Here is a 24,155-nt window from a genome sequence, read left to right on the forward strand (position 1 = left end):
CACAGTGACTTTTGTGCCAGCCGGATCAGAAGCAATCGAGAATGTCGTGGCCAGGCCGCCCACCGACGACTGTGTCACTCGTCCCACACTTGAGTACGTAATGAGGTTGCTCACGGAACCGCCAGGCTTGGTAATCGATGCCAGCCGATTCGAGGTATATCCGTAGGTGGTGCATTTTGTCGTCGATTCCGGCGCACAGACACTCGTCAGAAGGGCCCCGCTGTACTTGTATGTCCAGGTCGCCGACGCACCGCTGGGCGCGGAACTCATCGTGACAGCTGAAACCTTGCCGTCGGGACTGGTGGCCTGGAGAGGTGGAAGGTGACCTACAGCGCACGCTCGGGCGCAACCTCCGCGCACACCGCCAGAAGCTCGGCCTCAGCCAGGAACAGTTCGCCGAACGCCTCGGCTACCACCGCACCTACGTCGGCGGCATCGAGCAGGGCCTTCGCAACCTCAGCCTCCGCTCCCTCGAACGCCTCGCGCTCGACCTCAAGGTCGATCCAATCGAACTTCTCCGCGAAAGCCGGCCGACCGAGTAGGCGCAGACGCGCCCCGGGCACGCTCAGCGAACTTCGTTGAGGATCTCCCCCAGCGCCGCGTGGATCCGCATGGCGCTCTCCACACTCACCTCGATGAAGTAACGCTCACCCACGATCGCGACCCACATGCGCGTCGCATCGCCGACTGGTCGCAACGCCAACACCGCTATCTCCTCAGACTCACCATCCGCCCACCCGGAGAGTGCGTTGACCTCTTGAGATCGACGCGGGGCAGCCACAACAGGCACGAAGATCTGTCGACTCTGGTGATAGCGGTCCAGGGGGTGATCCTGATCTGCGTGATCCTCCTGACACCACAACGGACACGGCTCGGTGAGCCAGGACGGACGTTCTCTTGGCACGACGCGGCGCTCCTATCGATCCCAGCGCACGGACTGGGCGGGAGACAGTAAGCACTATCCGGGCGAAGAAGTCGAGATGTTTGGTGACATGGATTTCTTGATGGAGCATCGCCGGCAAGTCGCGGCTCGCTACGTCGATGACGCTGCCGCAGCGCGGGCATGATGCATGTGTGAGTGATTCCGAGTTCAACAGCATTCAGATTGCGGTGGCCATCATCGCGGCCATCATCTCTGCGATCAGCGCCGCGATCATCGCTTGGCAGGCGGTGCAGACCAGACGCAGCACCCAGGTCGCACTTGACGCTGTCAATGTCGCGCGCGCCGAGCTAGAGCAAGGTGAGAAGACGCGAGAGGATGCGCTTCGCAGCCAGATTGACGCGGAGATGCCGCGCATCACCGTGACCGCCAACCTGCATGCAGAAGCGACAGATCCGCAGGAGCCTCGGTTTCCGGTCGTATTTGCAGATGATCACCGAGAACGCCCGGAGCGACTCACTCAGTCCGAGTATGTACTCCCCCGCGACGCGCAGAAGCAACTTTGCGTGCGCGCGACAGTAAAGATCGTCAATGACGGCCCGCGCCACATGCAGGCAACATTTACGCGCTCCGCCGACCAGAGCGCCCAGCCCGAGCAACTCGACCTCGCACCTGGGGAGTCCAAGACGATCGGGGTGGAACGTGTTGAGAGCCTTGCGCGCTGGGTTGAACTGGCCCAATGGATGAACGGGGACCAGACGATCGCTCCGCCTCACGAAGTACGAGTATTCGCGTTGAGCTACCGCTTCCCTGGCTGGATTGGTGCTGTCGAAAACCACGAGGTCGTCATGGGAGGCACGGTGGTCGAACCTGTGCCGGGTAATGCTGCTGCATGGCGCCCAGCGCATCTTCTACGAACCAACGAATCCAACCAACGGATCGCCGAACTGGTCGTCCAGCCTTTCGAACGGCTGTACTTTCGCAATCGGCCCGGCGATGAATCGATGGGCTGGTTCTGAATCCGACATAGCAGGAGTATTCACGCACTCCCCCGCAAGGAATGTGAGTGAATCCTCGATATATCTCTTCTGCCACGCGACAAAAGGCCCGGGAGTAGCCGAAGATACCTGACCCCCGAATGTCAAGGGGTACAACCAGTCAGACAAATCATGCGTTCCAGCGACTACAGTGGATACGAAACAGGCAGACCCGACTGCCTACCATTCAATTAACTCTGAGAGAAGCACCCCTCATGGCACAGAAAGTCATCGTCGAACTCGTTGACGACCTCGACGGCACCGCGATCAAGGACGGTAAGGGCGGGTCGGTGAGTTTCGCGCTCGGCAAGAAGTCCTACGACATCGACCTTTCCGACACGAACCTCAGCAAGCTCGAGGAAGCCCTTGCGCCGTTCATTGACGCCGCACGTCCTTCCTCCAGCGCGCCCGCCGCTGCTGCTCGTCGTAGCTCTTCGCGCTCGACCCGTAAGGCTTCGGGTGTCGATCTCGCTGCCGTTCGCGAGTGGGCGCGCGCTAATGGTCACACGGTGAGCGAGCGTGGACGTGTTCCCGCCGCGGTGCTCGAGGCTTACGCCGCCGTGCAGTAAGAGGGAACTCCGTGTGGCGATAGCTATCCACCCCTGCGGGTGGATCGTGCCGAGTACCGGCCGACGACGCTTGACCTCGGCCGATACTGGCGACGCCGACGTTGGTCGACCTGCTATAGGCCACCGCGTCCCCCGCGGATGCCTGTCGCATTTTGAAGTCGTTGCGGTCTACTACGGCAGGATGTCGGTCGCTAGGAGACGTTGGCACAAGTCGAGCAGCGCTGTCAGCCCGGCCGCGCCATTTCGTATGATTTGGACGCTGTGCAGACCAGCGCTTTGCGCTCCGTCGACGTCAATCTGCGGGTCGTCTCCGATGTACAAGACGGCCTCGGGGCGAAGTCCCAGCCGATCGCACGCAATAATGAACGTTTCCGGCGCCGGCTTAGCGATACCGATCTCCTCGGACACCAGCGCGAATTCGACGTAGTTGTTCAATCCGGTTTGGTGCAGCTTCATTCGCTGCATGAGTGTCGCACCGTTGGTGAGGATCCCAAGGCGGAATCTGCCGCCTAGCAGACACAGCGCGTCGAGAGTGTCAGGGTAGAGACTCCAGCTTTCGCTGTACCGGAGTAGGTAGTCGTCATAGAGCCTCCCGAGTTCCTCGGGGACAACAGGCGCAGACCCAGGAAGCGCAGCGGCCAAGAAGGCCTCCATCCGCCACGCCCGGGTGAGGGACATGGGGACATGATTGTGAGGCTCCGGCGGAAAGCGATGCTCGGTTTCACGCCACAGGCGCCAGCATTCCGGATCGGGTTGGATTCCGTGGTCCGGCGCCCATTGGGTGAAGGCGCGCCTGGCGGAACCGCTGTGATCCAGAAGCGTGTCGTCGAGGTCGAAGAGCACGCCCTTGATGTGTGTCCTACCCACGGTCGAGAAGTGGCATAACGTCGTGCACGATCTCCGCCCGTCCCTCGGGTGTTAAGGGCAGGAGTGGAGTGCGTACTCTGTCGGATTCGATGACTCCTTGAAGCGCGAGGATGTGCTTGAACTTTGCAATGAAGCCACCCTTGGGTATGGACAGGAACATAGTGACGGGAGACAACTGGGTCGCGATACGGTATGCCTCTTCAGAGTCCCCGTTTTCGTAGGCCCGGTGTAGTGCGGCAATCTGACGGGGCAAGATGTTACCGATGGCGGTGGCGGAACCGCGCCCGCCGGCGCGTAGGCCCTGAAATAGCATCATGTCCTCTCCCACGATTGTGGTGACGCTTGGCGCCGCCTCACCGAAGATTCGGAAGAGCGCGGGATCCGCAGTCGCGATCTTCGCGTACTTGATGTTGGGGGCTTGCCTGCTCGCTTGCACGAGTACCGCTGGGGTCAGACGAATCCCGTTTGATCCGTCGTAGAGCATCACATCGAGGCTCGTCGACGCAGCGACGGCTGCGTAATGGGCGACCTGTGGACCGGCGCTGCTGTCGAAGTAGATGGGTGGAATGAGCATTACGCAGTCGGCACCAGCAGCTTCTGCGGCGATGACTAGCTCGATAGTTTCCGCGGTGCCGTCGCTACCGACGCCCACAGTGACCGGGACTCGACCTGCGACATGCGCGATGCCGGCCTGAGCGACACGGATTCGCTCGTCATGTGTGAGGCCGAAGAACTCTCCAGTCGAGCCGAGGAGGATTACGCCTCGTGCGCCCCCCTCAATAACGTGGTCGATGAGCCGGCGAAGTGAGGACTCGTCTATGGACCCGTCCGCATGGAATGGCGTAACAAGGAGAGTGTTCGCACCTGTCAGGTCCAGCGTCATGAGGTGGCCTTTCTCTTGGTTCGGGCAAGTGGCAGGAAAACGAGGCTAACGATTGCTGCGCCAGCCATTGTGAGTAGTGCGCTGGAGAAGCTAGCGCTAAGTTGTTGTCCCGCGACGAACGTGAGCACAGCAGTGCCCAATCCCATGGCGAGCGATGCGTATAGCCCCTGCGCTGCGCCTTGATCGTCAACGTCGATGTGGTCGCGGACGTACATCGCAAATGCGAGGTGAGTCGTCGCATACGATCCGGCGTGGAGAAGCTGGGAGAAGGCGAGCATCTCCCAGTTGCTGGCGAAGGCGAGAAGAGTCCAGCGGCCAGTGGCGACCAGTGCGCCAATCGCGAACAGTGAACGGTACCCAAGGCTCTCGAAGCGCGCGCGGGCCAACGAGAAGAGTGCGAATTCGCTGAGGGGTGCGAGGACGAGCAGCAACGGTACCGCAGTTGGTGAGGCGATCTCCCCCGCACGGATAGCGCCGAAGCTGTAGTACGCCGCGTGCGAGCCTTGCACGAGCGTGGCGATTGTGAGGCAAGCAAGGAACGCACGATTGCGGAGGAGAGTAACGAATCCGTGCGCGCCGGATCCACGGAGGTCGAGCGCCGCTGCCTCCCGAGGATGGATGAAGCCAACCAGCGCCATGAGCAGGCATGATCCGATGAGGGCGTACACGAGCACTGGTGTGCCTAGCGCCGAGGCCAGCCAGCCCGCGACGAGCGTACCGATCATGAAGCCCGCGGAACCTAGCGCGCGGGTGGGCCCGTAGGGCAACAGCTTCTGCCGTGCGGCAACAGTCGCGACCGTCTCGTTCAGCGGCAGCATGATCGGGTAAATCAGTCCGAAGACCACCGAGACCGCAATGAGCAAGGGAAAGCCAGTTACGAGGATGTAAGGAACCGCCATCGCGGTGATCAGCCATGGCACGACCCTGCTCAATCGCAGCAATGTCGCGTGCCGGTTCAGGGCTGGGTAGATGGCTGCGACGGTGATAGACCTCGCCACCAGGGAACAAGCGACTGCAGTGCCGATCTCCGCGACCGAGAACCCTCGCCCCGCCAGCCACAGGCCCCAATACGACTGGAATACCGCCCAGCTGACGAAGAACGTCAAGAACCGGGTGGAGACCCATGCGCGGATGCTCAGTGTCATGCCAGAATTTCCCTCAGTTTCGCGACCAGCCCCTCCCCCGCCGCTGCCGAGGGGTAGAGCTCGTCAATGCGCACCGGTTCGTCGCCAACTCTGACAAACATCCCTGTGCTGGGATCTGGTCGCAACAACTGATCTACGCAAGTCTCGATCCCGCGTTCGAGAGAGCCAGACGGCGCGACCCCGCTTTCCAGGACGATCTTCGTCGGCAAGCGTGTTCCCGGATGGATTGCATTAACGGCCACACTCACAGACTTCCATCGTCTCGCGAACACCTGGGTCGTCACGAGCAAAAGTGCCTTCGACTGGCGGTACGAGTCCTCACGGCTCCAGCGGCCGGTCAGCTGCAGATCGTTCCCATCCACCAGTTCCTGGTTGATCGAGGCCACGTTGAGAACACGACTGCCGTCGCCAAGCCACGGCTCGAGTCCCTCCATGATCGCGATAGGTGCGAGGACATTCACGGCAAGACGGGACTCGACGCCGTCCTCTGTTACCTGTCTAGTGGCGTCCGGTGGTCCGTATCCGAGCGCAGCATTGTTGACGAGGACGTCGATCCGCGCAGCTTTTCGTTGAGCCTGTGCAACAAGGCTCTGCACTTGGGCGCGTGAGCTCAGGTCCGCGGGCAGGAGATGAGCGCCTGCGGCAGCGAGTTTTCGCCCCTGCTCGACGTGCCGGACATGGGCTAGCACCGTCCAGCCCCTTTCGAGCAGGTCTTCGCACATCCCCGTCCCGAGGCCTCCGGCCGCGCCGGTGATCAGCGCGACCGGCGCCCCTCCGTTCACGCCGTCGCGTCCACGAGATCCGAGAACCGGAGCACGTGTTCGTCCTCCACATCTCGGGCGAGACATGAACCCACGACCTCACCCAAGGCAGCCGGGCGGATCCCCGGTCGTCCCGACGTCTTCGCAACGAGCATGCTTCGATCCACAATGGTGCCCGCCTGATGATTCCCCCGGACGACGAGCGTCTTGGACATCTTCGCCAACGCGGGCGCCTCCGCGGGCAGTTGCTGCTTGACCGAGGAGCCGAGCGCTACGCGCACTGTGGCGAGATCTTCCACCATCGCCTTGAGCTCGGCCGGGGTCTGGGAAAAGTGGTGGTCACTTCCCGGGGCGCCCTTGTCGAGAGTGAAGTGCCGCTCAACAACCCTGGCACCCAGGGTGTACGCAGCGATGGGCACCACTGGAAGGATGTCGTGCCCGGAGTATCCGATTACGACGTGCGGGAACAATCGTCGATAGGTATCGATTACCCGCAGATTCAGTTGTTCGGGCTGGGCAGGATAGGTGGCGGTGCATTGCAGCAGCGCGAAGCTGGCACCTACGCCGTCGAGAACGGAGACGGCCGTCACGACATCCGACAAGTTCGCACCACCAGAGCTCACAATGATCGGTAGCCCCGTCTTGCCTGCCGCTTCGAGCAGTGGCGAGTTGGTGAGGTCTCCGGACGCGATCTTGACGGCGGGGAGGCCGAGCCGCACGATGAAATCCAGACTTGCCTCATCGAAAGCGGTGGTGAAGAAGTCGATCCCGAGTTCAGCGGCGAGGGCCGCAAGTTCGCGATACTCACCTTCGCCAAATTCCAGCGCCTGTCGATGCTCGCCGTAGGTTGCGCCATAGCTGTTGCGACCACCATAGGGCTTTTCGAGCATCTCACGGGTGAACAGGCCTTGATTGTCACGCTTCTGGAGCTTCACCGCGGACGCACCCGATTCCGCGGCCGAGATAAAGAGCTCCTTGGCGGCAGCGAGATCTCCGCCATGGTTATGACCAATCTCAGCGATTACATACGCCGGCGAGGTGTCAGAAACTTCAGTCGATCCGATTCGCAAAGCACGCATAGTACCCCTCAGTGATGAATGGTGAATTCGTAGCGAGATTTCGTGAACGTCCATTGACGAGCCTAAGTCGATGGGTCATCGCCCGAAAGCTCCATGCCTGGACCCATTCGAAGTAGAAGTTAAGAATCTGCTGAATAGGCGTCGACCCTGAAACAGTCGCGTACGCTAACGGAAACAAAGGCTGAACTGCGCCGAAATTTCCCAACAGCCGATAACCGCAAAACGCGGTCAGCGCAACATCGCGAGTCGCTGACTGGGGCAAGCCATACTCATCACATGATCGCGGCGAAAGACCAGCCAGACCCAGCAAGGACGTGGCTATTCGAGCGAGTGAGCACATACGTCCGTCTCGATGCTTCCGCCGCGTCGATAGCCGCTACACCGAGCCTCTCGGCGCCAGACTGGCGAGGGCTTCGATCTTCTGAGTATCCACCGCTTCGAACTAGCCGCCGACGATAGTCTTCGAGGTTCGCGAACGCTGCGCCGACCCGGCTCCGAGTCGGATGCCGGGATGATGATGCCGTGCACCACGAGATGTCCTCCTTCACACATGCGGCCAGAGAACGCGGAGAGCTCTCTGTCTGAACCGTTGAATGCGAACGAGACGTCGTGGCGAATATGAAGGGTGGTGCGCGGGCGACCGGCGGGAGAACAACGTCCGTAAAGGACGACTCATCCCGACCGGTCGCCCGCAGGTGGTACGTCAGCTGCTGACCGGCTTCGCGGATCGCGTGGTCTTCGTCGCCGGAGCGGCGTCGAAGATTGCGGCGATCGCGTTACGCTTGCCAGCTGCCTCGCGTTCAATCTCTTCGCGAGCAGCCTGGGCGAGGCGCTGGAGCGCCGGGTCGGCCTTGGCGAGCTCGATCCAGGCATCGATGGCGAGGCGGACCTCGTCGGTGACGCTGCGATCACGCAGCTGGGCGATGATGTCCAGCTGGGTGCGGGTGGACTCGTTGAGTCTCACCGCGAGGGGTTTGATCGGGCCGTAGCTGAGTCCGTTGGCGGACGTGCTCGTGGCGGGCGGGGCGTTGACGTTGGACTCGCTCATGTGGGCGGGTCACCTCCTTGACGGGTGCGGCCGAGAACTCCAAGGGTTCTCTACGAGACCGCAGACCGGCAAGGACGGAACGGAGCGTAAGTGCGGGGCTGTGCACTTCCGCTGCTAGTCCCCGGTTCAAATTGAAACACGAAGCGAAAGGTGCCGCGACCGTCCTATCGGTGATCAAGAGGCACGCAATGTTGCCACTCTTGACTACCCCCTGATCAATGCGCGAAGTCACGAGTTACCGAACAAATCGCGACTGATTCACATCGAGGTTACATTGAAGGAGGACCTCAATTGATACTTGCCTCGGCATACGGATAGCGGAGAACGCAGGTACGGTCGCGCTCGCCGATATGAAGCTGTGAGAAGGCCCCGATACAGAACGTCAAAATCGGCGCCTCGGAGGAGGCGCCGACCACGAACAAGCATCGGGATCCATCGGGACGAAGCATCATCCTTCTATATCGAGGGGTCGGATTCATCCGCATCGGCAACTCGAGAAGTCAAAAAATCATCGTCGACCAGGTCTGGAGTAATCCCGTCAAAATCAACAATGCGATCATCTGGACTTTCAACACTACCAAGCAGTATTCCGGAAGGGCCCAACCAATATTTCCGCTTTGCCAGCGGAATTATCGTTGTGAACTCCGCCATATTCTCACTCTTCTCATTCATATCACCTCCTTTGGTAACGCTTGAATAATCGACTTGCGATGTGGACACATCAGCCTCCTGATTATATCTCTCGCCTATGAATTTGCAATACGACGTCCGGTGAAGTATCTCTGCACTGAGGAACGCAGTTGCCACGATCCAATCGTCGCCACAAGGTTAATGCCGGCTACAGTGACCGCACCTATCCAGAGCGCGCGCTCCAACTGCGGCTCAGGGACAACAATCACATAGAGGGCCGCGGCGTACAGCGCTGAACCCATGGTTACACCCGCCGACACCTTCGCCGCCAGCACGCCGCCCAGCGCCGAGTATCTATTCTCTATGCCGACCCACAACGCCGCAACTGCAGGAAGGGCGAGTAGGACGGCGACCAGGTCAGTGGACTGAAGCGATACACCCCAGAGTTGGAGTTTTATCGCGGCGCAGAGACAAATAATAGCTGTGGCGGCGAAGGATGAAAGTGCGGCTGGAGCCATCGACCCCGGCATTCTCTCAAAAAAGTCATTCACAACGACATGCCCCGAAAAGCTGCGCCCATTTCGCACATAGAGATGCGACGACCGCTGGCCGAGCCTTGCCTGGAATCCAACGTGGTCTGCGTGAAATCCTGCCGAGCTGGGATCCGATCGAACAATCTCTTGCGAGGCCAAATATGTCCCCTCCGCGCCTTGAATCTGCAGGTGATAACTCGACGTTCGACTTGCATTGTCCAGAGGGTAGCTGATCACCGACGACTGAACACCAAACGTCTGCCGGGCTGAATCGAGAGCTCGGAGCACCAACTGCCAAGTCACAATAAGAAACCTGCGAGCAAGTCCGGCCCCATCCTGTACAGGCTGCCGGTGACCCACCCGCGTAACCACCATCTTTCGCTCCATGGAGACTCGAAGTGTTCTCGTAAGGGTGGCTACGAGTCCCGACCCGGCGGCAGCAGGAACGGGAAACTCGGCAACAACACACACCGCGTACCTCTTGCGGAGCCGACTGATCAGTAGAATTGCCGCCTGTATGATCTGATCATGTCTGGATTCGACACCCGGCAGAGCTCGGATATTCTCGCAAACTCGGTTCACATATGAATCGAAAGGAACGGCTCCAGTGTCGGATCTGGAGAGAATTTCATACACTCGCACTTCAATTTGGTCACGGTAGATCGCGAGCGCGTCTTCGTTAACTTCGGAAACGAGATAGCGAATTACGGCAGCGGAATAAGCGATTGCCTGGACCTGCGTCAGAGACGAAACTCTTTCTCCCCCTATGATGAACTTCACGCTATTCAATAGAGTACTTTTGGGTTGAAGAATGAGAGGGGTAACCATCGGGCCCGAAGAATCGGCGTCAGGTGCCGAAATGGTGAAGGTGGAGTGTATAGAAGTCGACCGCGTGTATAGTGTGGCTCGTTCCGATATTCGCAGGATGCGTGATCTAGGCTTGCACACCATCTGAAAGAAAAACTGGGCACTGATCAGGCGATTGTCGCGCCTGAGGGCGTCGAAATACTGATCGACGAGCGTCAATTGGGCGAACTTCTCACGCGGAGCCGGTTTGCGCCCTGCTCTCGTCTGCGTCTGCGCAATACGAACGCCGAGGAGATATACAACGAAGAGGCCAATTGCCGCCAAGGCAAGGCCTGCCTGCGGCCACGGATCATCACGCAAGCCAGGATCTGAGGTGACGTAGCTCACAGCGGTCATTGCCGCCATAGCTACCGACGCCGTGATGAACAGCAGACGGACTGATCGATGAGTGAATGCACCCGCCACGCGACGCCGCATGGTCGAGGCGAGTTGGCTCACAGCCATCGAAAGGTGCTCAGCTGCGGAGTAGCTCCCTGATCCAGGTGGAACACCTTCGTGACTCACACAACCAGCCCCTCGCAGATTTCAACAATAGCGGGATGCTACTCTCCCTCAGGCCTCGATTGCTATCGCGGCGCGAGCGTCGCAGCGACCTTCGCCGACTCGAGGTGAACCCCCGTTCGACGAGGTCGCTCGAGGGTCCGACCGTCATCCCCGCCAATCCCACGCGACTCCGCTGAACAACCCTCCGTACACATCACGCAACCGGAGGGTAGCGACGCCGCGGTCATCGAGCACCATCAAGTCGCCCTCGGCTGGATGAAGTGGACGCGCGTACGGACTAACCCTCTCAAATGCCCAAACTGATGCCGGTTTCTCGCCTATGAACCCGACTTGGATCGACGCCAGCAAAGCTCTGTGATGGAATGCGCGGCTACCGAGCTTGAGGGCATCCGCGCGCGCCGCCTCCGCACTGCCTGGCTCAATCCTGAACTTCAGGTCATACACCTCGGCGCGTTTCATCGGCTCAGTCTTCGTGTGCGCCTCGTTGATGTGCCAGAAGTGGTCGTTCCAGCCGGCGCCGGCGACAGGGCGGGTGTTGACTTTGAAGTCGCCGCGTTCGTCGGGGTAGACGATGCCCGGGTAGGAGCGGGTGACGGTGACGTATTCGAGGTCGTCGATCATGTTGGCGAAGCGGTAGTACTCACGGGTCTCTCGCCACTTGCGGTTCTCGACGATGATCAGGGTGCTGGTGTGTTCGTAGATGATGCCGCCGTGCATCTCGGGCACGTGCAGCACGAGCGGCGACTGGGCGTATGTTCCCGCGACGAGTCGTGAGTGCAGGTGGTCGAGTGCTGCCCGCTCTCGACTAGCGACGCTGTCGATGCCGCGGTTGATCGCCGCTCCGTGGATGCGGCGCCGCTCCTGGAGCCGCGGTACACCTGCCGTCGCCTCACTCAAGGCGAAGACGTCGAGTAGCAGTTCTGCTTCTCGCTCATCGTCGAGAGAGTGGATCGCGGAGATGAACCTGTTCTTGAGCCGCTCGTAGGTGTCTTCTTCGGTTCCGCGGAGGACCCGGTCGAGGACTGAGGTGCGGGTGATGCGGCGTTGGATGAAGCCTTCGTTCTTCCGCAGCCAGTCCAGGTAGTGGCGGAGAGAGTCCGCTTCCATGTCGTCGAGCCGCGCCACCATGCCCCCTCGAGTTGTCGCGTCGATTCCGACTTTATTCGGACTTTGGATGCCACTTTCGCCCCGCTTCTACCGTCAAGTCATCCCCGGAAACGCCGGGGTTCATCTCTTCAGAAGGAGGCCACCATGACCACAAGTGAACTGCTCCCCTCCGGGAGCTTGGCGAGCCCCACGCGACTGGGGTCGATGTCGCTGGGCATCCAGCGACAGACCCGCCGCGAGGTCGAGCAGATCCAGCGGCGTGCGGTCGTCGCGAAGCTGACCGAGGACGGGCGTGCGCTGCTCAGCAACGTCGCGTTGGAGCACGTCGGTGCGCTGACGGCGATGGAGCAGCACCTCATCACCATCGCCCCGCTCGGTGAAGCCCGCTACCGGGAGATCGTGGACAGCTACACACTCGGCGCCGCCGCGGCGATCCGGCGGTGGCACTGACATGACCGCACTCGCATTCCTCTCCCTGCCGTTCCTGATCGTCGGCGGGCTCGTCAAAGGCGTCTCTTACGTGGGTAGGTGGGTCATGAACCTGTATGAGCGTCACCGTGCGCGTAAGCGTGCCGCCATCGAGGCGGAGCTCGATCGGACGCAGGCGGAGCTTCGCGGCACGATCCTGAGCCTGGCCGATGCGCTCGGGATGGAAGCTCACGAGGCCCGGAAGGCGCTCATCCGCGAGTCGTACCTCGCATCCGGACGCGCCCCGGAGGCCTGAGTCAGACCGGCCGGGGCGACAGGCAGTGTTACCGCGACTGGCGCGCGTCGCCCCGGCCTTCGACTCGCCGTCCGTCTCACGACGCCCCTGTGGATGGGTTCGTGTGGTTTTTGCAACATCCACAGGACTTGTCCACAGCCCACCTCAAGAGGCCTGCCAACGCTGCCCGTGGGGTGCGCGATTGGACGGTTGCTGAAACCGGCCTGAGAGCGCATAACCAGGGAGGCAGCCCCGCACGACCGCGATATTCGTCGTCAACCCAGCGGGCTAAGACCGCTGCGGGAAGGAGCACACATGCACACCACCAACACCAACCATCACCCGGCCGGCGCCCCCACGACGGCTCCGGGACGCCGCTATCGGACGATCCTGGCCGACCCGCCCTGGCAGGCCGGCCAGCAGGGAAAGTACGGCGCGGAGCACCACTACAACCTCATGAGCCTCGAGCGCATCAAGGCGATGCCCGTCGCCGACCTCGCGGACGACAATGCGCACCTCTATCTCTGGTGCTACCCGTCGACCCGGTATGTGGCGGAGGACGTCATGCGGGCGTGGGGGTTCGAGTTCAAGGACGAGTTCATCTGGGGCAAAGACCAAATGGGCCTCGGCCAGTACTTCCGCCACGCCCACGAAACCCTCCTGCTCGGCGTGAAAGGCAAGCTCCCGGTCAAGTTCAAAGGGCAACGGTCGTTCACGATGCTGCCCCGCCAGGACCACTCCCACAAGCCGGAGGAAGTCCACGCCATGATCCAACGGCTCAGCCCCGGCCCCTACCTGGAGCTCTTCGCCCGCCGCCCCACGCACGGCTGGGACATCTGGGGCAACGAAGTCCAGTCCGATATCTCCATCCCTGGCTACCCGGTCCCCAGCGACGCGCTCCCGCCCCGCACGGCTGACCCGCGTTCGGAGGTCGACCATGCCTGACCTGATCCAACTCCCCCTAATCCCTTCGGAGGTTCCCCATGTCCTCATCCGAGAAGACCGTCCTACAGCGGCTCGTGTCCGCCTGTGCGACCGTCGCCTTCGCCGCGTTCCTGCTGTGGCTCGCCGTGTGGCTGCTGCAGCAGATCTGGGGCTGGCTGCTCCTGATCCTGCTCATCGCCGCGGTCGTCACGGTGGTCGTGATCGTGCTGCGCGGACGCCGCGACCGGTGGTTTCGATAGGAGACCGCCGATGAGCGGCCCAACTCGCCGCGGTCGGGGACGACCCCGCCGCGAGTACCGCATCCGCATCCGTGCAGAGCGCCGTGAGCAGCCCGACTACGACAAGCTCGCCCGCGCCCTCCTCGAACACGCCGCGATGGAAGAACGCGCGCGTCGTCAGGGACGCTCATCTGCCCGCGACGTGACGCCCGGACCCGCCGATGAGACGCCCGGCGCCGAGACGGAAGGGAGCGCCTCATGACGACGTGGCGTGAACTGCACCTGTCCGCCGTCGACGAAGCCCACGCCCTCGGATTCCTCCGCGCGCTCGCGGCGACCGAAGGGCGAGGCGGGATCGTGTGGGAGATCCGCACCGAAGCCGGCCGCACCCGCTACCTGATCGGCGCCGACCCGACCGACCTGTCCGCGACGCTGTCCACCCTGCGCCGTCTCATGCCCAACGTGGCCGTGACCACCCCGGAACCACGGCGAGACGCAGAACGCGCAGGCCGGCTGCAGATGCGCGGCCGGTACCTGAACCTCGCCCTCGACGCCCGCACCGAGACGCTGCGCGCGGTGCTCGCTGCGCTGTCCGGCGCCACGGGTAAGGAGGACACCCTCGTCCTCCAGGTCGTGCTCGGCCGGGCCCTCGCCCCCGAGCTCCTCCCGACCGGCTCCCCCGACCCGAGCGCGTCGCTCGGCAGGACGCTGGTTTCGGGGCCGCGTCCGGCGGAGCGGAGTATGCATGCCCGGATGCAGGACAAGCTCGCGCAGTACCGGTTCCGCACCGTCGTACGCATCGGCGTCACCAGCCCCTCCCCGGTACGCAGGCGCCTGCTCATCCACGGATTGCTCGCTGCGATCCGGACCCTGCAGTCCAGCGGGGTGAAGATCTCCCTCACCACGAAGAACCCCGCCAACCTCGACGCTGGCCTGATCCCACTGCGGCAGCCTCTCCGTTTGACGCCGGAGGAGCTCCTCCCCCTGCTGGCGTGGCCGATCGGGGACGGCGACCTGCCCGGCCTCCCGAATCGCCACCCCGCACTTCTCGCACCGCCCACCACCTACACGCCGCCGAAGAAGCGCATCTTCGCGACCTCGACCGCACCCGGCAGCAACACCCCCGTCGGCATCGACATCGCTGATGCCCTGCGACACACCCACCTCTATGGGCCGACGGGGTCGGGGAAGAGCACCCTCATGCTGCACCTCATCAAGGCAGACATCGACGCCGGTCGATCGGTTGTCGTGGTCGATCCGAAACGGGACCTCGCGATGGACGTACTCAGCCTCATCCCGGAGAACCGGCGCAGCGAGGTGGCGATCATCGACTCCCTCTCGACGCGCCCGGCCGGGGTGAACCCGTTCGCCGGGTTTGACGGGCCTGGGCAGGGGGATCGTCGTGCGCTGGTGGCGGAGAGCATGCTCGACCTGTTCCGTGGCCTGTTCCCTGCGGCGTTTGGCCCCCTCACCGCCGACACTCTCCACGCCTCCTTCCTCACCTTGACCTACGCCCCCGACGCGTCCCTCGCGGTGCTCCCGAAACTCCTGACCGACGACAAGTACCGACGCAAGGTCGTCGCCACGATCAGTGAGCCGTCGCTGCTGGAGTTTTGGGCCCACTACGAGCAGAAGAGCCCCGGCCAGCAAGCCGCCGCTATCGGCCCGGTCATGACCCGGCTGCGCCAGTTCCTGCTGCGCCCCGGAGTGCGGGCCGTGCTCGATCAACCGCACCCGGCGTTCGACCTCGCCGACCTGTTCACCAAACCTCGCATCCTGATCGTGAGCCTGAATCGGGGACTGCTCGGTACCCAGGCCGCCAGCCTGCTCGGCTCCCTCGTCGTCAGCCAGCTGTGGCAGCTCATCCTTGCCCGCGCCGCCGTCCCACCCGAGAACCGCAAACCCGTCAGCATCTACGTCGACGAAGCGCAGCACTTCCTGCACATCGGGGATCTCCAAGAAGCCCTCGAACAGTCCCGATCGCTGGGCGCGGCGTGGCACCTCGCCCACCAAGACCGCGGACAACTCTCCCCGAGCCTGCTGAAAGCCATCGACGCCAACGCGAGAAACAAGATCATCTTCGGCCTCGAAGACGACGAAGCCAGAACGGCCGCGCGCCTCACCGGCCTCGACCCCGAAGACTTCACCCGCCTCCCGCCCTACGAGATCTACACCAGCCTCCAATCTGCAGGTTCCCGCACCGGTTGGTTCTCCGCCCGCGTTTTCCCACCGCCCAAGGCCATCACCAGCGCCGACGTCGTCATCGCCGAAGCAGAAGCCCACTACGGCTCCCTCGTGGCGACACCCAACAGCCAGGCACCGAACCACAGCGCCAACACCACCACGCTCCTGGATGAGGACGAGCCCATCGGGCGCACGAAACGGAGCCCGAAATGAGACGCAGTGAAGAGGTGAGGGGGTGTCCAATCGCCCGACGGTTCGGAAGCAGAAACCAGCCGAGAACCCCGCATCATGGCGGCGTCGCTCGCCTCGTAAGGGAGGGGACTCTCCCGCCCCTGGCGGGATCCCTGTCGCCCGTCACCTGGGTCACGAGGGAGGCCCACGGATGAGCGACCACTCGACACCGGCAACGCGCATCAGCGGAAACCAGCGAGCCGCCCTTCTCGAGCGACTGTCGAGCCGAGATCTCGCTGTGCTGCGCTTCCTCCGCGCCCAGGGATACGCCTCCTCCGCCCATGTGCGGCGGATGTTCTTCACCGACCACGCCACACTCAGCGCAGCCACCCGGGCCACGGTCCGCGTCCTCGACCGCCTCCTGACGCTCCGGCTCGTCACTCGACTGGAGCGAAAGATCGGCGGATACACGCGAGGCTCCGCCGCATACATCTGGCACCTCGACGCCGCCGGCGAGCGTCTCACCCGCGCAGAACACGCCCCACGCCGCCGCTACACCGAACCAGCCCTCCCATTCCTGGACCACCGCCTCCAGGTCACCGACACCGTCGTCACTCTGCACGAGCTGACCCGCGACGGAGACACGCAGCTCAGCAGCATCGCCGTCGAGACCGCCGCCTGGCGCGGCTTCCTTAGCCCGCACGGCACCAGCACCATCCTCAAACCAGACCTCTACGCACGATTGTCGACCGAGACCTACGACGACCACTGGTACATCGAAATCGACCGCGGCACCGAAAGCCTGCCCGTCCTGCTGCAGAAATGCCGCGCCTACGCCGCGTACCGGGCCACCGGCCGCGCGCAGGCCGAACACGGCGTCTTCCCCCGTGTCCTCTGGATTGTGCCCACGAAGCGGCGCGTGGAGCGCTTCACCGCGGCTATCAGGGCCGAGCAGGGCCTCCCGGACCGGCTGTTCACCGTCATCACCCCCGACCAACTCGAGGCGACCATCCGAGACGACACCGCCCCTGAAGTACCCACAGCACCCGAAAGGAGGAACCCATGAGCCCCGAAACACCCCCACCGAATCAACGTGAACCAGAGAACGAACCCTGGCGTCCACGCAGCAACCCACCGTTCGGGCCGGAAGCGGCAGCCTCCGTCGAACGTTCGCTCGCGCAGCTCCGCGATCCTGACGACGCCCTGCGGATCCTGAACGGCGTGGAACTGAATGGCGCCGCGTTCGCCGCTTACCTGATGCTCGCCGACACCAACCTCGCCGCCGAGAACATCACCGATACCTTCTACGACAGCTACCTCGACGCCTGGAAACACTTCGACCAGTTCCGCACCGTCGTCCTCGAAAACCTCGGCTGGCTCGACGCCGTCAGCGCCGTCATGACCGAACAAGGCATCCCCACCGACCACCTCACCTGGAACCGAGGCGCCATCGACCAGCAGATCTTCCAGACCTACGACGCCGTCCACCTCGACGGCTGGTGGCACATCTTCCAGAAGTAGCGACTTCCGGCGCTCGTCAGTGCGAGAGCCGGGCACGGGCTCACCCACCGGGTGAGGAACAACAAAACAGACCGGAGACGCCACCCGCGGCCCCGGCGACCTCATGAAAGGAGGCGACCATGCACCACATCATCAACAACACGAGCCTGGAGAGGAGGGGCGACGATGTCGCCGCCTTGATCCTGATCGAGAACATGGAGACGGGGCGCTCACCGGACCGGTACGGCGCGCTCACACTAGAAGAGCAGTTCCAGATTGCACGAGCCGAAGCCCAACGCCACGGCCTACAACTGCAACGACTCATCACGCTGTGGGATGTGCCCGACAACGATCGGGAATCTCGCCTCGCCAACATGCTCGACTGCCTCAAGGAGAGACCTGCACGGTTCCTCATCGTGCCGAGCTCCTTGTACCGCGGATTCACGAGGACTCTCGTCAGACAGCACCGAAGAGTACTGAACCGACACGGAACCACCCTCCTGATCACGGAGAAGTGAGGTCACATCCTCGGCCTCGCCGCCCCAACAAGGCGGCGGGGCCGAGTCAACCACCCAGCGCATAAATACCTGATCAGTGATGACAATTCCACATCACCTGAAGTATCGACTTCCCACACAAAGAGAGCGTAAATAGGGAAGCTAAGTCCGCCCATCCGGGCAGAAAGGAGATCACTATGACACAACAAGAACTAGCGGCCCCGACACCCCAAGACCACGACGGCGGGCTCGACCTGATGGCCAGGGCGATCCAGGAGGCGCTCACGATCGTGGGCACGATCCGCAGCGAGGACCACGGCCAAGACGTCCGAGAAGGCAAGCGGCGAGCGAGAGAGCGCCGAGAAGCCGCTGCCGGATCAGCCTGCACGGCAGGTGCCGTACGCGCTGAAGGGACGCGCCAATGAGCGACAACCCCAAGCTAACGGCTCCCTCCACTCGGCGCCGCACGTCATTCTCTGGCTGGGAGCAGCTACTCGGTCTTGACGGCGTCGCTCCGCCCTCATCGGAGCTCGGCCTCGGCGGTCAGGCGGTGATCTACCTCCGCGTCTCCACCCCCAGGCAGATGCTGACGGCGATCGACATCGATGCAGACGGAAATTCCATCGCGACGCAGCGGGAAGCCTGCATGGTCCGGGCTAAGCGAGCGAAAGCACCCGTCGTCAGAGAGTTCGTAGAGCCGGGTAACTCCGCCCAAACAATCGCGAAACGCCCCGTGTTTCGCGAGATGCTGCACTACATCGAGGAGCACCCAGAGGTGACGTGTGTGGTGATCTACATGCGTTCTCGTGCGTTCCGTAACCTCGCCGACGCCGCGATCACCAAGCGCATCCTCGCAAGTATGGGGGTCAAGCTCATCTCAGCGAAGGAAGACTTCGGCGAGGGATACATGGCAGACGCCATGGAAGCTGTCACGGACATCATGAACGAAGTCCAGGTCCGCCAGAGCGGAGAGGACATCAAACAGAAGCTGCTCAACAAGGCGAAAAACGGCGGAACGGTCGGCCGGGCCAAGCTCGGCTACATCAACGACCGCAAGAACTTCGACGGTCGCCTGGTCAACACCATCTCCGTCGACGAGGAACGCGCGCCTCTGATCACATGGGCGTTCGACCAGTACGCGACCGGTGAGTACTCGGTGTGGCAACTAGCGCAAGCGCTCGACGGTCTCGGACTCAAGACCAGGGCATCGCACAAGAGACCAGCGCAACCAGTCTCGGCGAGTGCCTTGGCCAAGATTTTGCGCGATCCGTACTACACCGGGGTCGTGCCCTTCAAAGGCCAGGTGTACCCCGGCCGGCATGAAGCGATTGTGGACAACGAGACCTTCGAGGCCTGCCAAGAGATCCTCGACCGTCGCAACCGGAAAGGGGATCGGGACTTCGTTCACTTTCACTACCTGAAAGGCCTGCTGATGTGCGGGCAGTGTGAAAGCGAGGGCAGGCGACGACGCCTTGTCTACATGCAAACCACTGGCAACGGCGGTACGTACGAATACTGGGTCTGTTCCGGCAAGCAACGCGACGGCTGTCGGTTGGGCACGATACGGATGGACGACGTCGAAGCAGCCGTCGCGCAACGCGCGGCCCTCGAGAAGCTCACCGACGAAGAGGCAAGCACCCTCCATTCGGCCCTCGATGACACGCTCCGAAACAGCCAAGCAGCACAGATTCAGGCACGTACCGCGCTGAGCCGCGAGCTCAAGAAACTCGAAGCGCAAGAAGAACGTCTCATTGATCTCGCCGCAGACGGCTCGCTCGCACCCGACAAAGTGCGCGAGCGGCTCTCCCGCGTCACCCTGCGGAAGAAGACGACAATCGACAAGCTCGCTCAGACGGAGAGCCGAATCGAACAGGGCGGCGATATCGTGCGCGCCTACCTCGATCTACTCGCCGGCCCAGCCCGCTTCTATCGCGACACTCACGACAACGTTCGCCGACAGATTCTGGGTGCCCTGTTTTCAGAACTCGTCGTATACCGCGAAGACGACATCGTCGGGGTGAGCGCTCACCGCACGGAGATCAACGAAGCCCTGCAGCAACTCCGCCACCACGCTGGTCGCGATGCCGACCCCGTGATGACAGAAACAAAAAGAACCTCCCGCATCTCTGCGGGAGGTTCTCCGTCGACCTCTATGAGGCTCAACTTGTCCAATGGTTTGAACATCCTCAATATGGTCGGGATGACAGGATTTGAACCTGCGACCCCTTGACCCCCAGGCGTCTAAACGGCCGGGTCCGAGTCGGAATCCGCGTGATTCCGCGGCTCAGATCATGCAGGACACGTCACGCGAACCATGGTTTGCATGATTCTGGTCCCCTTTTGGTCCCCCTGAATCGACGTCCCGCATCGAGCCTCCGCGGTCACTCACCATCCTCCTCAGGGTCGCGAGCGAGGCGCATTAGTTCCCGGGTCTCAGCCTCGTAGCCAGGCTTGCCTAGATTGCGGAAGGGACTTCGGTCGGTCTCCGGAGCGTTGAACCTGTACTCCGCGTTGGGAAGGGACTCGCCGAGTATTCCCTCCTTCATGGATCGCCTGAGATCGGCATGGAAATCCCGCACGACCTCATCAACGCCGTCACCCTCGTCGACAGCGAGCCAGGCAAGGTCATCGTCGGTGGCGGCAGGCACACCAGCTTCTTTCTCGTCTTGCTTTTTGCCTTCGATGTGCTCGCCCAGGCGAAGCTGCCAGCCAATCTGATGGACACGCGCGATCACCTCGCGCAGAGCTGCCACATCGGCCACTTCTGTCGGAGCCATTACCTCGCCAGTCTTGCCTAGGTCGACGTAGAAGCCGCGTTGCTTCGATCGGTCGTGACGACGGGCCCACGACTTGATCGTGCCGAGATACGAGGCGTTCTCGTCGGGATCAGGTGGTTCCACATCGAACCAATATGGTTCCTCGACGAGGAACCGGTGAACAGTCTCCAACTTCTTCTCGTGACTTGCCCACAGCTCGTCCAACCGTTCAGACCTGAACGTCTCCCCGTCAGCCATGTAACCCATCTCCACGCGACGTTCATGGACGGCGATGGCCTTCCCTGACTCCTCCAGTCCCAAAATTGCGAGGGATCGCGCAAGTGCAACGTTCCCGAGGTCAAGCAGGGCCAGGGCTGATGTGAGCAGAGTGTTCGCGTTCGCGAGCAACGCATCCTGCAATCGGACTACCTGTTCCGGGGTGAGGTCCGGGAGTTTTCGCACCGCCATGGCTCAAGTACACCAACGAGTGAGTGGCGCTTCATAGCACCGCGTGCTTGCAGAGGATTTGGGGCCGATCGTGTCAGTCGAATCGAACCAGAAGTCCCTCATGCTCAGGCAGCGATGTAGACGGTGCGGGCTGCTTTGGCTTTCTCCCAATCCTCCTGGAGCTCTGTGAGCGTCGGTTTGATGCTCAGATACTCAGCGGCATGCGAGTGGCCAGTCATGCGTTCGCATGCCCGGTCAAAGAGCGGCTCGATGACCGCTATGGCGGCGTCAAGTCGGCTGCTGTCGATCTTTGAGAGTCGGGTCATCATGATGTTCTTCCGATATCGCTGCGTGACATTCTGGAGGAGCTCCTGCTCGACGAACGATTCGCACCACGCGCGGATCAGGTCATATGTCTCTTTGATGAGCGCATCTTGGACGACGGCTTCGGCACCGGGAATCTCTTGCAACTTCATGTTGATTCGCTTGGCGAGATCCGCCGGGCTGTCGAGGCGTGGCTCTACGTCAGGAGCAAGGATTCCCTTGGTCTCGCCGCCATCACGGACTTCGTAGATTTTCGTTCTGAGCTTCTTATTCTGGCGCACCGAGATGAGGGCCGAGGCGAACATGATGTTGTGAGTGAGGACTATAACCTGATGTGCCTCGGCGAGGTTCTGGATTCTGGCGGCGACTTCATCGAGTCGACGGTAGTCCAGGCTCGTCACCGGATCGTCGAACACCAGGGGTGCCTTGGTTCCCCGCATACGGCTCTCGGCCAGGAAGTCTGCCAGCGCAAGGACCTTCTGCTCGCCCTCGGAGAGAACGGAAGATGGCTTGTACGTTGCCACCACTTTCTTGCGCTGAGCCTGCCCGCTTCGTCCTTGGAATCGAAGAGCGACGTGCGGCGCACGCAATCGAGCGCACTCCTCAGCGAACAGCGTCTCAAAGTTCTTGTTGACGAGGTCTTCGCTTGCGAGCTTTGACTGCACGGTGAGCTGCTTGGCGGCACCATTCGAGATCACGCGCGAGAGCTTCTCGAGTTGCTGCGCGCGCTTGGCACGTCGCACATACTCGCGAGCTGCGGCTAGGTTGCGCTTCAACTCGATCCGAGCGGTGAGTTCGGCCAGTTCCTTCTGCTTGGTGGTGAGCGTGCTCGCCGCGTTCGCCTTGTCCTCGACAAGCTGTTGGGCGGTTCCTGTCGCGACGACCAGCGCTTGCGACACCTCGTCCCCAGATACCTTTGCCTTGCCGGGGAGTCCGGCAAACGACACCGCGTTCGCATCCGCCGTGTCTTGTGCGACGGAACGAGCAGCCGCAAGGACTTCGACCGCTGTGCTCGCCCACGCGGGAGGTACTTCTCGGTCACGTTGCTCGGTTGCGAACTCAAGGGCACGAGTCAGTTCGGTCTCGTCGAGGATGAGACGTGTCCGATCTAGGGCAGTCCTCGTGTCTGTCACCTGCTGGACGAGCGTTTCGTCGAGGAAGGTCCGGTAGCGGGTAAGCAGGTGAAGCGCCAACGGGCCGAGCTCCTGCATACAGTACAAACAAGTGTCGCCGGCGTTCGGATAGTGTTCGCGTCCGAGGTGCTGGCGGTAGGCATCGCCCGCCACGATGAAGTCCTGCCAGTTCCCATCCGCCGGCCCGGGCAGTTCGTCCGAGGTGAAAAGCTGCTCGCGTGCTTCTACGCGGCGCTTCTCTTCTGCGTCGAGTCCCTTCCTCGCGATCTCGTACGCTTCTTCATCGAAGCCCTGCGCCAACAGTAGGGCGCGATGAAGCCGAGTCAGGTGCCGTTGAGTCTCCTGCGCGTTCGAGACCAGCGCTTCCAGAGAGTTGGACCGCAGGGCCGCAATCTCACTCTCCAGTCGTTCTCGATCCTTATCCGCGGTATCCGGGACAGAGGCGAGAGCGTCGAGTTCGGCGAGTTCGGTTGTCGCACCGAGGGTCTCGATCAGCGGGTAGACCTTCGTCTCGCGAGCGAACTTTGAGAGTAGAGGGTTGCTCCCCGGCGCCAGGGCGGCGACCTCCGTGCTGATGTGGTGCTGGATGCCTTGTATCCCGGCCGCGACGTGCGCGAAGAGGGCGAGCTCGGCCGGCGTGTAGACGTAGCCAAGGTCGCTGTCGACGTGCAACAAGACTGCGCTCGCATCAAAGACGCTGATGCGCGTGAATGGGACAAGTCCGGCCTCGTTTTTCCACTGAACCGACGATTCGGTCCCAGATAGCCGATAGGCGATCTGGGCCGAGGGCGATGGTGGCAAGTCAAGGTGAAGGATATGCGCATTGGGCAGGATGTCCTCGGCCGTCCGCACCGCCGAGATTCTCTTCAGAATTCGCGCGTACCCGGTCTTTCCGGAGCCGTTCTGTCCGAAGAGAACTGTTAGTTCAGAATCGAAGTCCAACTGCTGGTCCGCAGCCAATGCGTTGACACCCTCGACCCCTGCCAAGCTGACAAGTTCCAGCGTTTCCTCTTCCGCCGACTCGACGACAGCGAGCTCAAGTTTCGGGACGTCCAGGCTCGCTTCGCCAAGTCCCTTCTCGCCGCGGAAGGTCGTGTAGACCGCGTTGAGCAAGCTTTCGGTGGGTGCTTGACGGGACAAAATCGTCTCGGCCGTGAGTTGCCGCACCCAGGCATCCTGCCCGTTCGCCCAGTCGACCAGTAGCCGCCTCGGCGTCGTGTCACCCAGGTTGACCGAGACCTCATCGATGGCCACACGTGCCTCCGCTCTGGCGCACGGTGTCAGCAGATACGGGTCGCCTATTCAGATCGAACATTCATTGCGCTACCCATGATGCCCGATCGCTAGCCACCCGATCGGCGTGACAC

25 protein-coding genes are annotated in these 24,155 nt (G+C 62.2%); 13 read left to right on the forward strand and 12 right to left on the reverse strand.

The features are described 5' to 3' along the window. The first annotated feature begins 314 nt into the window (after window positions 1-314). Entirely contained in the window at window positions 315-542 is a 228-nt protein-coding gene (locus ITJ43_RS03390) for a helix-turn-helix domain-containing protein (RefSeq protein ID WP_194582138.1), read from the forward strand. A gap of 23 nt (window positions 543-565) precedes the next feature. On the opposite strand, the gene ITJ43_RS03395 is transcribed toward ITJ43_RS03390, so the two are convergent. Beyond that, window positions 566-904 carry a DUF6907 domain-containing protein gene (locus ITJ43_RS03395; RefSeq protein ID WP_194582140.1) on the reverse strand — a complete coding sequence of 113 codons (339 nt, stop codon included), beginning with the start codon at window positions 902-904 and terminating at the stop codon, window positions 566-568. Window positions 905-1,074: 170 nt separating this feature from the next. On the opposite strand from ITJ43_RS03395, the gene ITJ43_RS03400 reads away from it, so the two are divergent. Both ITJ43_RS03400 and ITJ43_RS03405 read left to right on the forward strand, forming a co-directional pair. Then, window positions 1,075-1,899, forward strand: coding sequence for a hypothetical protein (locus ITJ43_RS03400; RefSeq protein WP_194582142.1), 825 nt, complete (start codon window positions 1,075-1,077; stop codon window positions 1,897-1,899). Between the two features lie 233 nt (window positions 1,900-2,132). After that, window positions 2,133-2,486, forward strand: a complete 354-nt coding sequence (locus tag ITJ43_RS03405; protein ID WP_194582144.1) for a histone-like nucleoid-structuring protein Lsr2 — start codon at window positions 2,133-2,135, stop codon at window positions 2,484-2,486. A gap of 171 nt (window positions 2,487-2,657) precedes the next feature. Here the strand turns inward: ITJ43_RS03405 and ITJ43_RS03410 are convergent, their stop codons facing one another. The 9 genes from ITJ43_RS03410 to ITJ43_RS03450 all read right to left on the reverse strand — a co-directional run bounded on the left by ITJ43_RS03410 (window position 2,658) and on the right by ITJ43_RS03450 (window position 11,910). Beyond that, on the reverse strand, window positions 2,658-3,329 hold the full coding sequence (locus ITJ43_RS03410) for an HAD family hydrolase (protein WP_194582146.1): 672 nt from the start codon (window positions 3,327-3,329) through the stop codon (window positions 2,658-2,660). A gap of 16 nt (window positions 3,330-3,345) precedes the next feature. Continuing rightward, a complete protein-coding gene (locus ITJ43_RS03415; protein ID WP_194582148.1) occupies window positions 3,346-4,236 on the reverse strand; it encodes a dihydrodipicolinate synthase family protein in 891 nt (296 codons plus the stop codon). Next, entirely contained in the window at window positions 4,233-5,381 is a 1,149-nt protein-coding gene (locus ITJ43_RS03420; RefSeq protein ID WP_194582150.1) for an MFS transporter, read from the reverse strand. The genes ITJ43_RS03415 and ITJ43_RS03420 overlap by 4 nt, the downstream gene beginning before the upstream one ends. After that, window positions 5,378-6,163 carry an SDR family NAD(P)-dependent oxidoreductase gene (locus tag ITJ43_RS03425; protein ID WP_194582152.1) on the reverse strand — a complete coding sequence of 262 codons (786 nt, stop codon included), beginning with the start codon at window positions 6,161-6,163 and terminating at the stop codon, window positions 5,378-5,380. Before ITJ43_RS03425 ends, ITJ43_RS03420 begins: the two co-directional genes overlap by 4 nt. Continuing rightward, window positions 6,160-7,275, reverse strand: coding sequence for an N-acetylneuraminate synthase family protein (locus ITJ43_RS03430; protein ID WP_228495293.1), 1,116 nt, complete (start codon window positions 7,273-7,275; stop codon window positions 6,160-6,162). Before ITJ43_RS03430 ends, ITJ43_RS03425 begins: the two co-directional genes overlap by 4 nt. 649 nt (window positions 7,276-7,924) lie before the next feature. Next, entirely contained in the window at window positions 7,925-8,269 is a 345-nt protein-coding gene (locus ITJ43_RS03435) for a hypothetical protein (protein ID WP_194582153.1), read from the reverse strand. A gap of 456 nt (window positions 8,270-8,725) precedes the next feature. Beyond that, window positions 8,726-8,941, reverse strand: a complete 216-nt coding sequence (locus tag ITJ43_RS03440) for a hypothetical protein (RefSeq protein WP_194582155.1) — start codon at window positions 8,939-8,941, stop codon at window positions 8,726-8,728. A gap of 74 nt (window positions 8,942-9,015) precedes the next feature. Beyond that, window positions 9,016-10,743, reverse strand: a complete 1,728-nt coding sequence (locus ITJ43_RS03445; protein WP_194582157.1) for a hypothetical protein — start codon at window positions 10,741-10,743, stop codon at window positions 9,016-9,018. 204 nt (window positions 10,744-10,947) lie between these two features. After that, the gene (locus ITJ43_RS03450; protein ID WP_228495294.1) at window positions 10,948-11,910 is read right to left on the reverse strand and encodes a hypothetical protein; all 963 of its coding nucleotides are present in this window, start codon (window positions 11,908-11,910) and stop codon (window positions 10,948-10,950) included. Between the two features lie 144 nt (window positions 11,911-12,054). On the opposite strand from ITJ43_RS03450, the gene ITJ43_RS03455 reads away from it, so the two are divergent. The 10 genes from ITJ43_RS03455 to ITJ43_RS03500 all read left to right on the forward strand — a co-directional run bounded on the left by ITJ43_RS03455 (window position 12,055) and on the right by ITJ43_RS03500 (window position 20,358). Further along, window positions 12,055-12,360, forward strand: a complete 306-nt coding sequence (locus ITJ43_RS03455; RefSeq protein ID WP_194582161.1) for a hypothetical protein — start codon at window positions 12,055-12,057, stop codon at window positions 12,358-12,360. A gap of 1 nt (window position 12,361) precedes the next feature. Then, the gene (locus ITJ43_RS03460) at window positions 12,362-12,634 is read left to right on the forward strand and encodes a hypothetical protein (RefSeq protein WP_194582163.1); all 273 of its coding nucleotides are present in this window, start codon (window positions 12,362-12,364) and stop codon (window positions 12,632-12,634) included. A gap of 294 nt (window positions 12,635-12,928) precedes the next feature. After that, window positions 12,929-13,558, forward strand: a complete 630-nt coding sequence (locus ITJ43_RS03465; protein WP_194582165.1) for an MT-A70 family methyltransferase — start codon at window positions 12,929-12,931, stop codon at window positions 13,556-13,558. A gap of 38 nt (window positions 13,559-13,596) precedes the next feature. Continuing rightward, window positions 13,597-13,797: a hypothetical protein gene (locus ITJ43_RS03470; protein ID WP_194582167.1), complete on the forward strand. Its 201-nt coding sequence runs from the start codon at window positions 13,597-13,599 to the stop codon at window positions 13,795-13,797. 10 nt (window positions 13,798-13,807) lie between these two features. After that, window positions 13,808-14,038, forward strand: a complete 231-nt coding sequence (locus ITJ43_RS03475) for a hypothetical protein (protein ID WP_194582169.1) — start codon at window positions 13,808-13,810, stop codon at window positions 14,036-14,038. Beyond that, window positions 14,035-16,173 carry a type IV secretory system conjugative DNA transfer family protein gene (locus ITJ43_RS03480; protein ID WP_194582173.1) on the forward strand — a complete coding sequence of 713 codons (2,139 nt, stop codon included), beginning with the start codon at window positions 14,035-14,037 and terminating at the stop codon, window positions 16,171-16,173. Before ITJ43_RS03475 ends, ITJ43_RS03480 begins: the two co-directional genes overlap by 4 nt. A 169-nt stretch (window positions 16,174-16,342) precedes the next feature. Then, window positions 16,343-17,197, forward strand: a complete 855-nt coding sequence (locus ITJ43_RS03485; protein WP_194582175.1) for a replication-relaxation family protein — start codon at window positions 16,343-16,345, stop codon at window positions 17,195-17,197. Continuing rightward, on the forward strand, window positions 17,194-17,652 hold the full coding sequence (locus ITJ43_RS03490) for a hypothetical protein (RefSeq protein WP_194582177.1): 459 nt from the start codon (window positions 17,194-17,196) through the stop codon (window positions 17,650-17,652). The genes ITJ43_RS03485 and ITJ43_RS03490 overlap by 4 nt, the downstream gene beginning before the upstream one ends. A 119-nt stretch (window positions 17,653-17,771) precedes the next feature. Then, entirely contained in the window at window positions 17,772-18,149 is a 378-nt protein-coding gene (locus tag ITJ43_RS03495; protein ID WP_194582179.1) for a hypothetical protein, read from the forward strand. A 400-nt stretch (window positions 18,150-18,549) separates the two neighbouring features. Then, complete coding sequence (locus tag ITJ43_RS03500) at window positions 18,550-20,358, forward strand: recombinase family protein (protein ID WP_194582181.1); 1,809 nt, start codon at window positions 18,550-18,552, stop codon at window positions 20,356-20,358. A gap of 151 nt (window positions 20,359-20,509) precedes the next feature. Here the strand turns inward: ITJ43_RS03500 and ITJ43_RS03505 are convergent, their stop codons facing one another. Then, the gene (locus ITJ43_RS03505) at window positions 20,510-21,352 is read right to left on the reverse strand and encodes an AbiV family abortive infection protein (protein ID WP_194582183.1); all 843 of its coding nucleotides are present in this window, start codon (window positions 21,350-21,352) and stop codon (window positions 20,510-20,512) included. Between the two features lie 104 nt (window positions 21,353-21,456). After that, window positions 21,457-24,042 carry an AAA family ATPase gene (locus ITJ43_RS15275; RefSeq protein WP_194582185.1) on the reverse strand — a complete coding sequence of 862 codons (2,586 nt, stop codon included), beginning with the start codon at window positions 24,040-24,042 and terminating at the stop codon, window positions 21,457-21,459. Between the last annotated feature and the right edge of the window lie 113 nt (window positions 24,043-24,155).

The sequence above is a fragment of the Microbacterium sp. VKM Ac-2870 genome (genome assembly GCF_015350795.1).
In the GTDB taxonomy this organism is placed as follows: Bacteria; Actinomycetota; Actinomycetes; order Actinomycetales; family Microbacteriaceae; genus Microbacterium.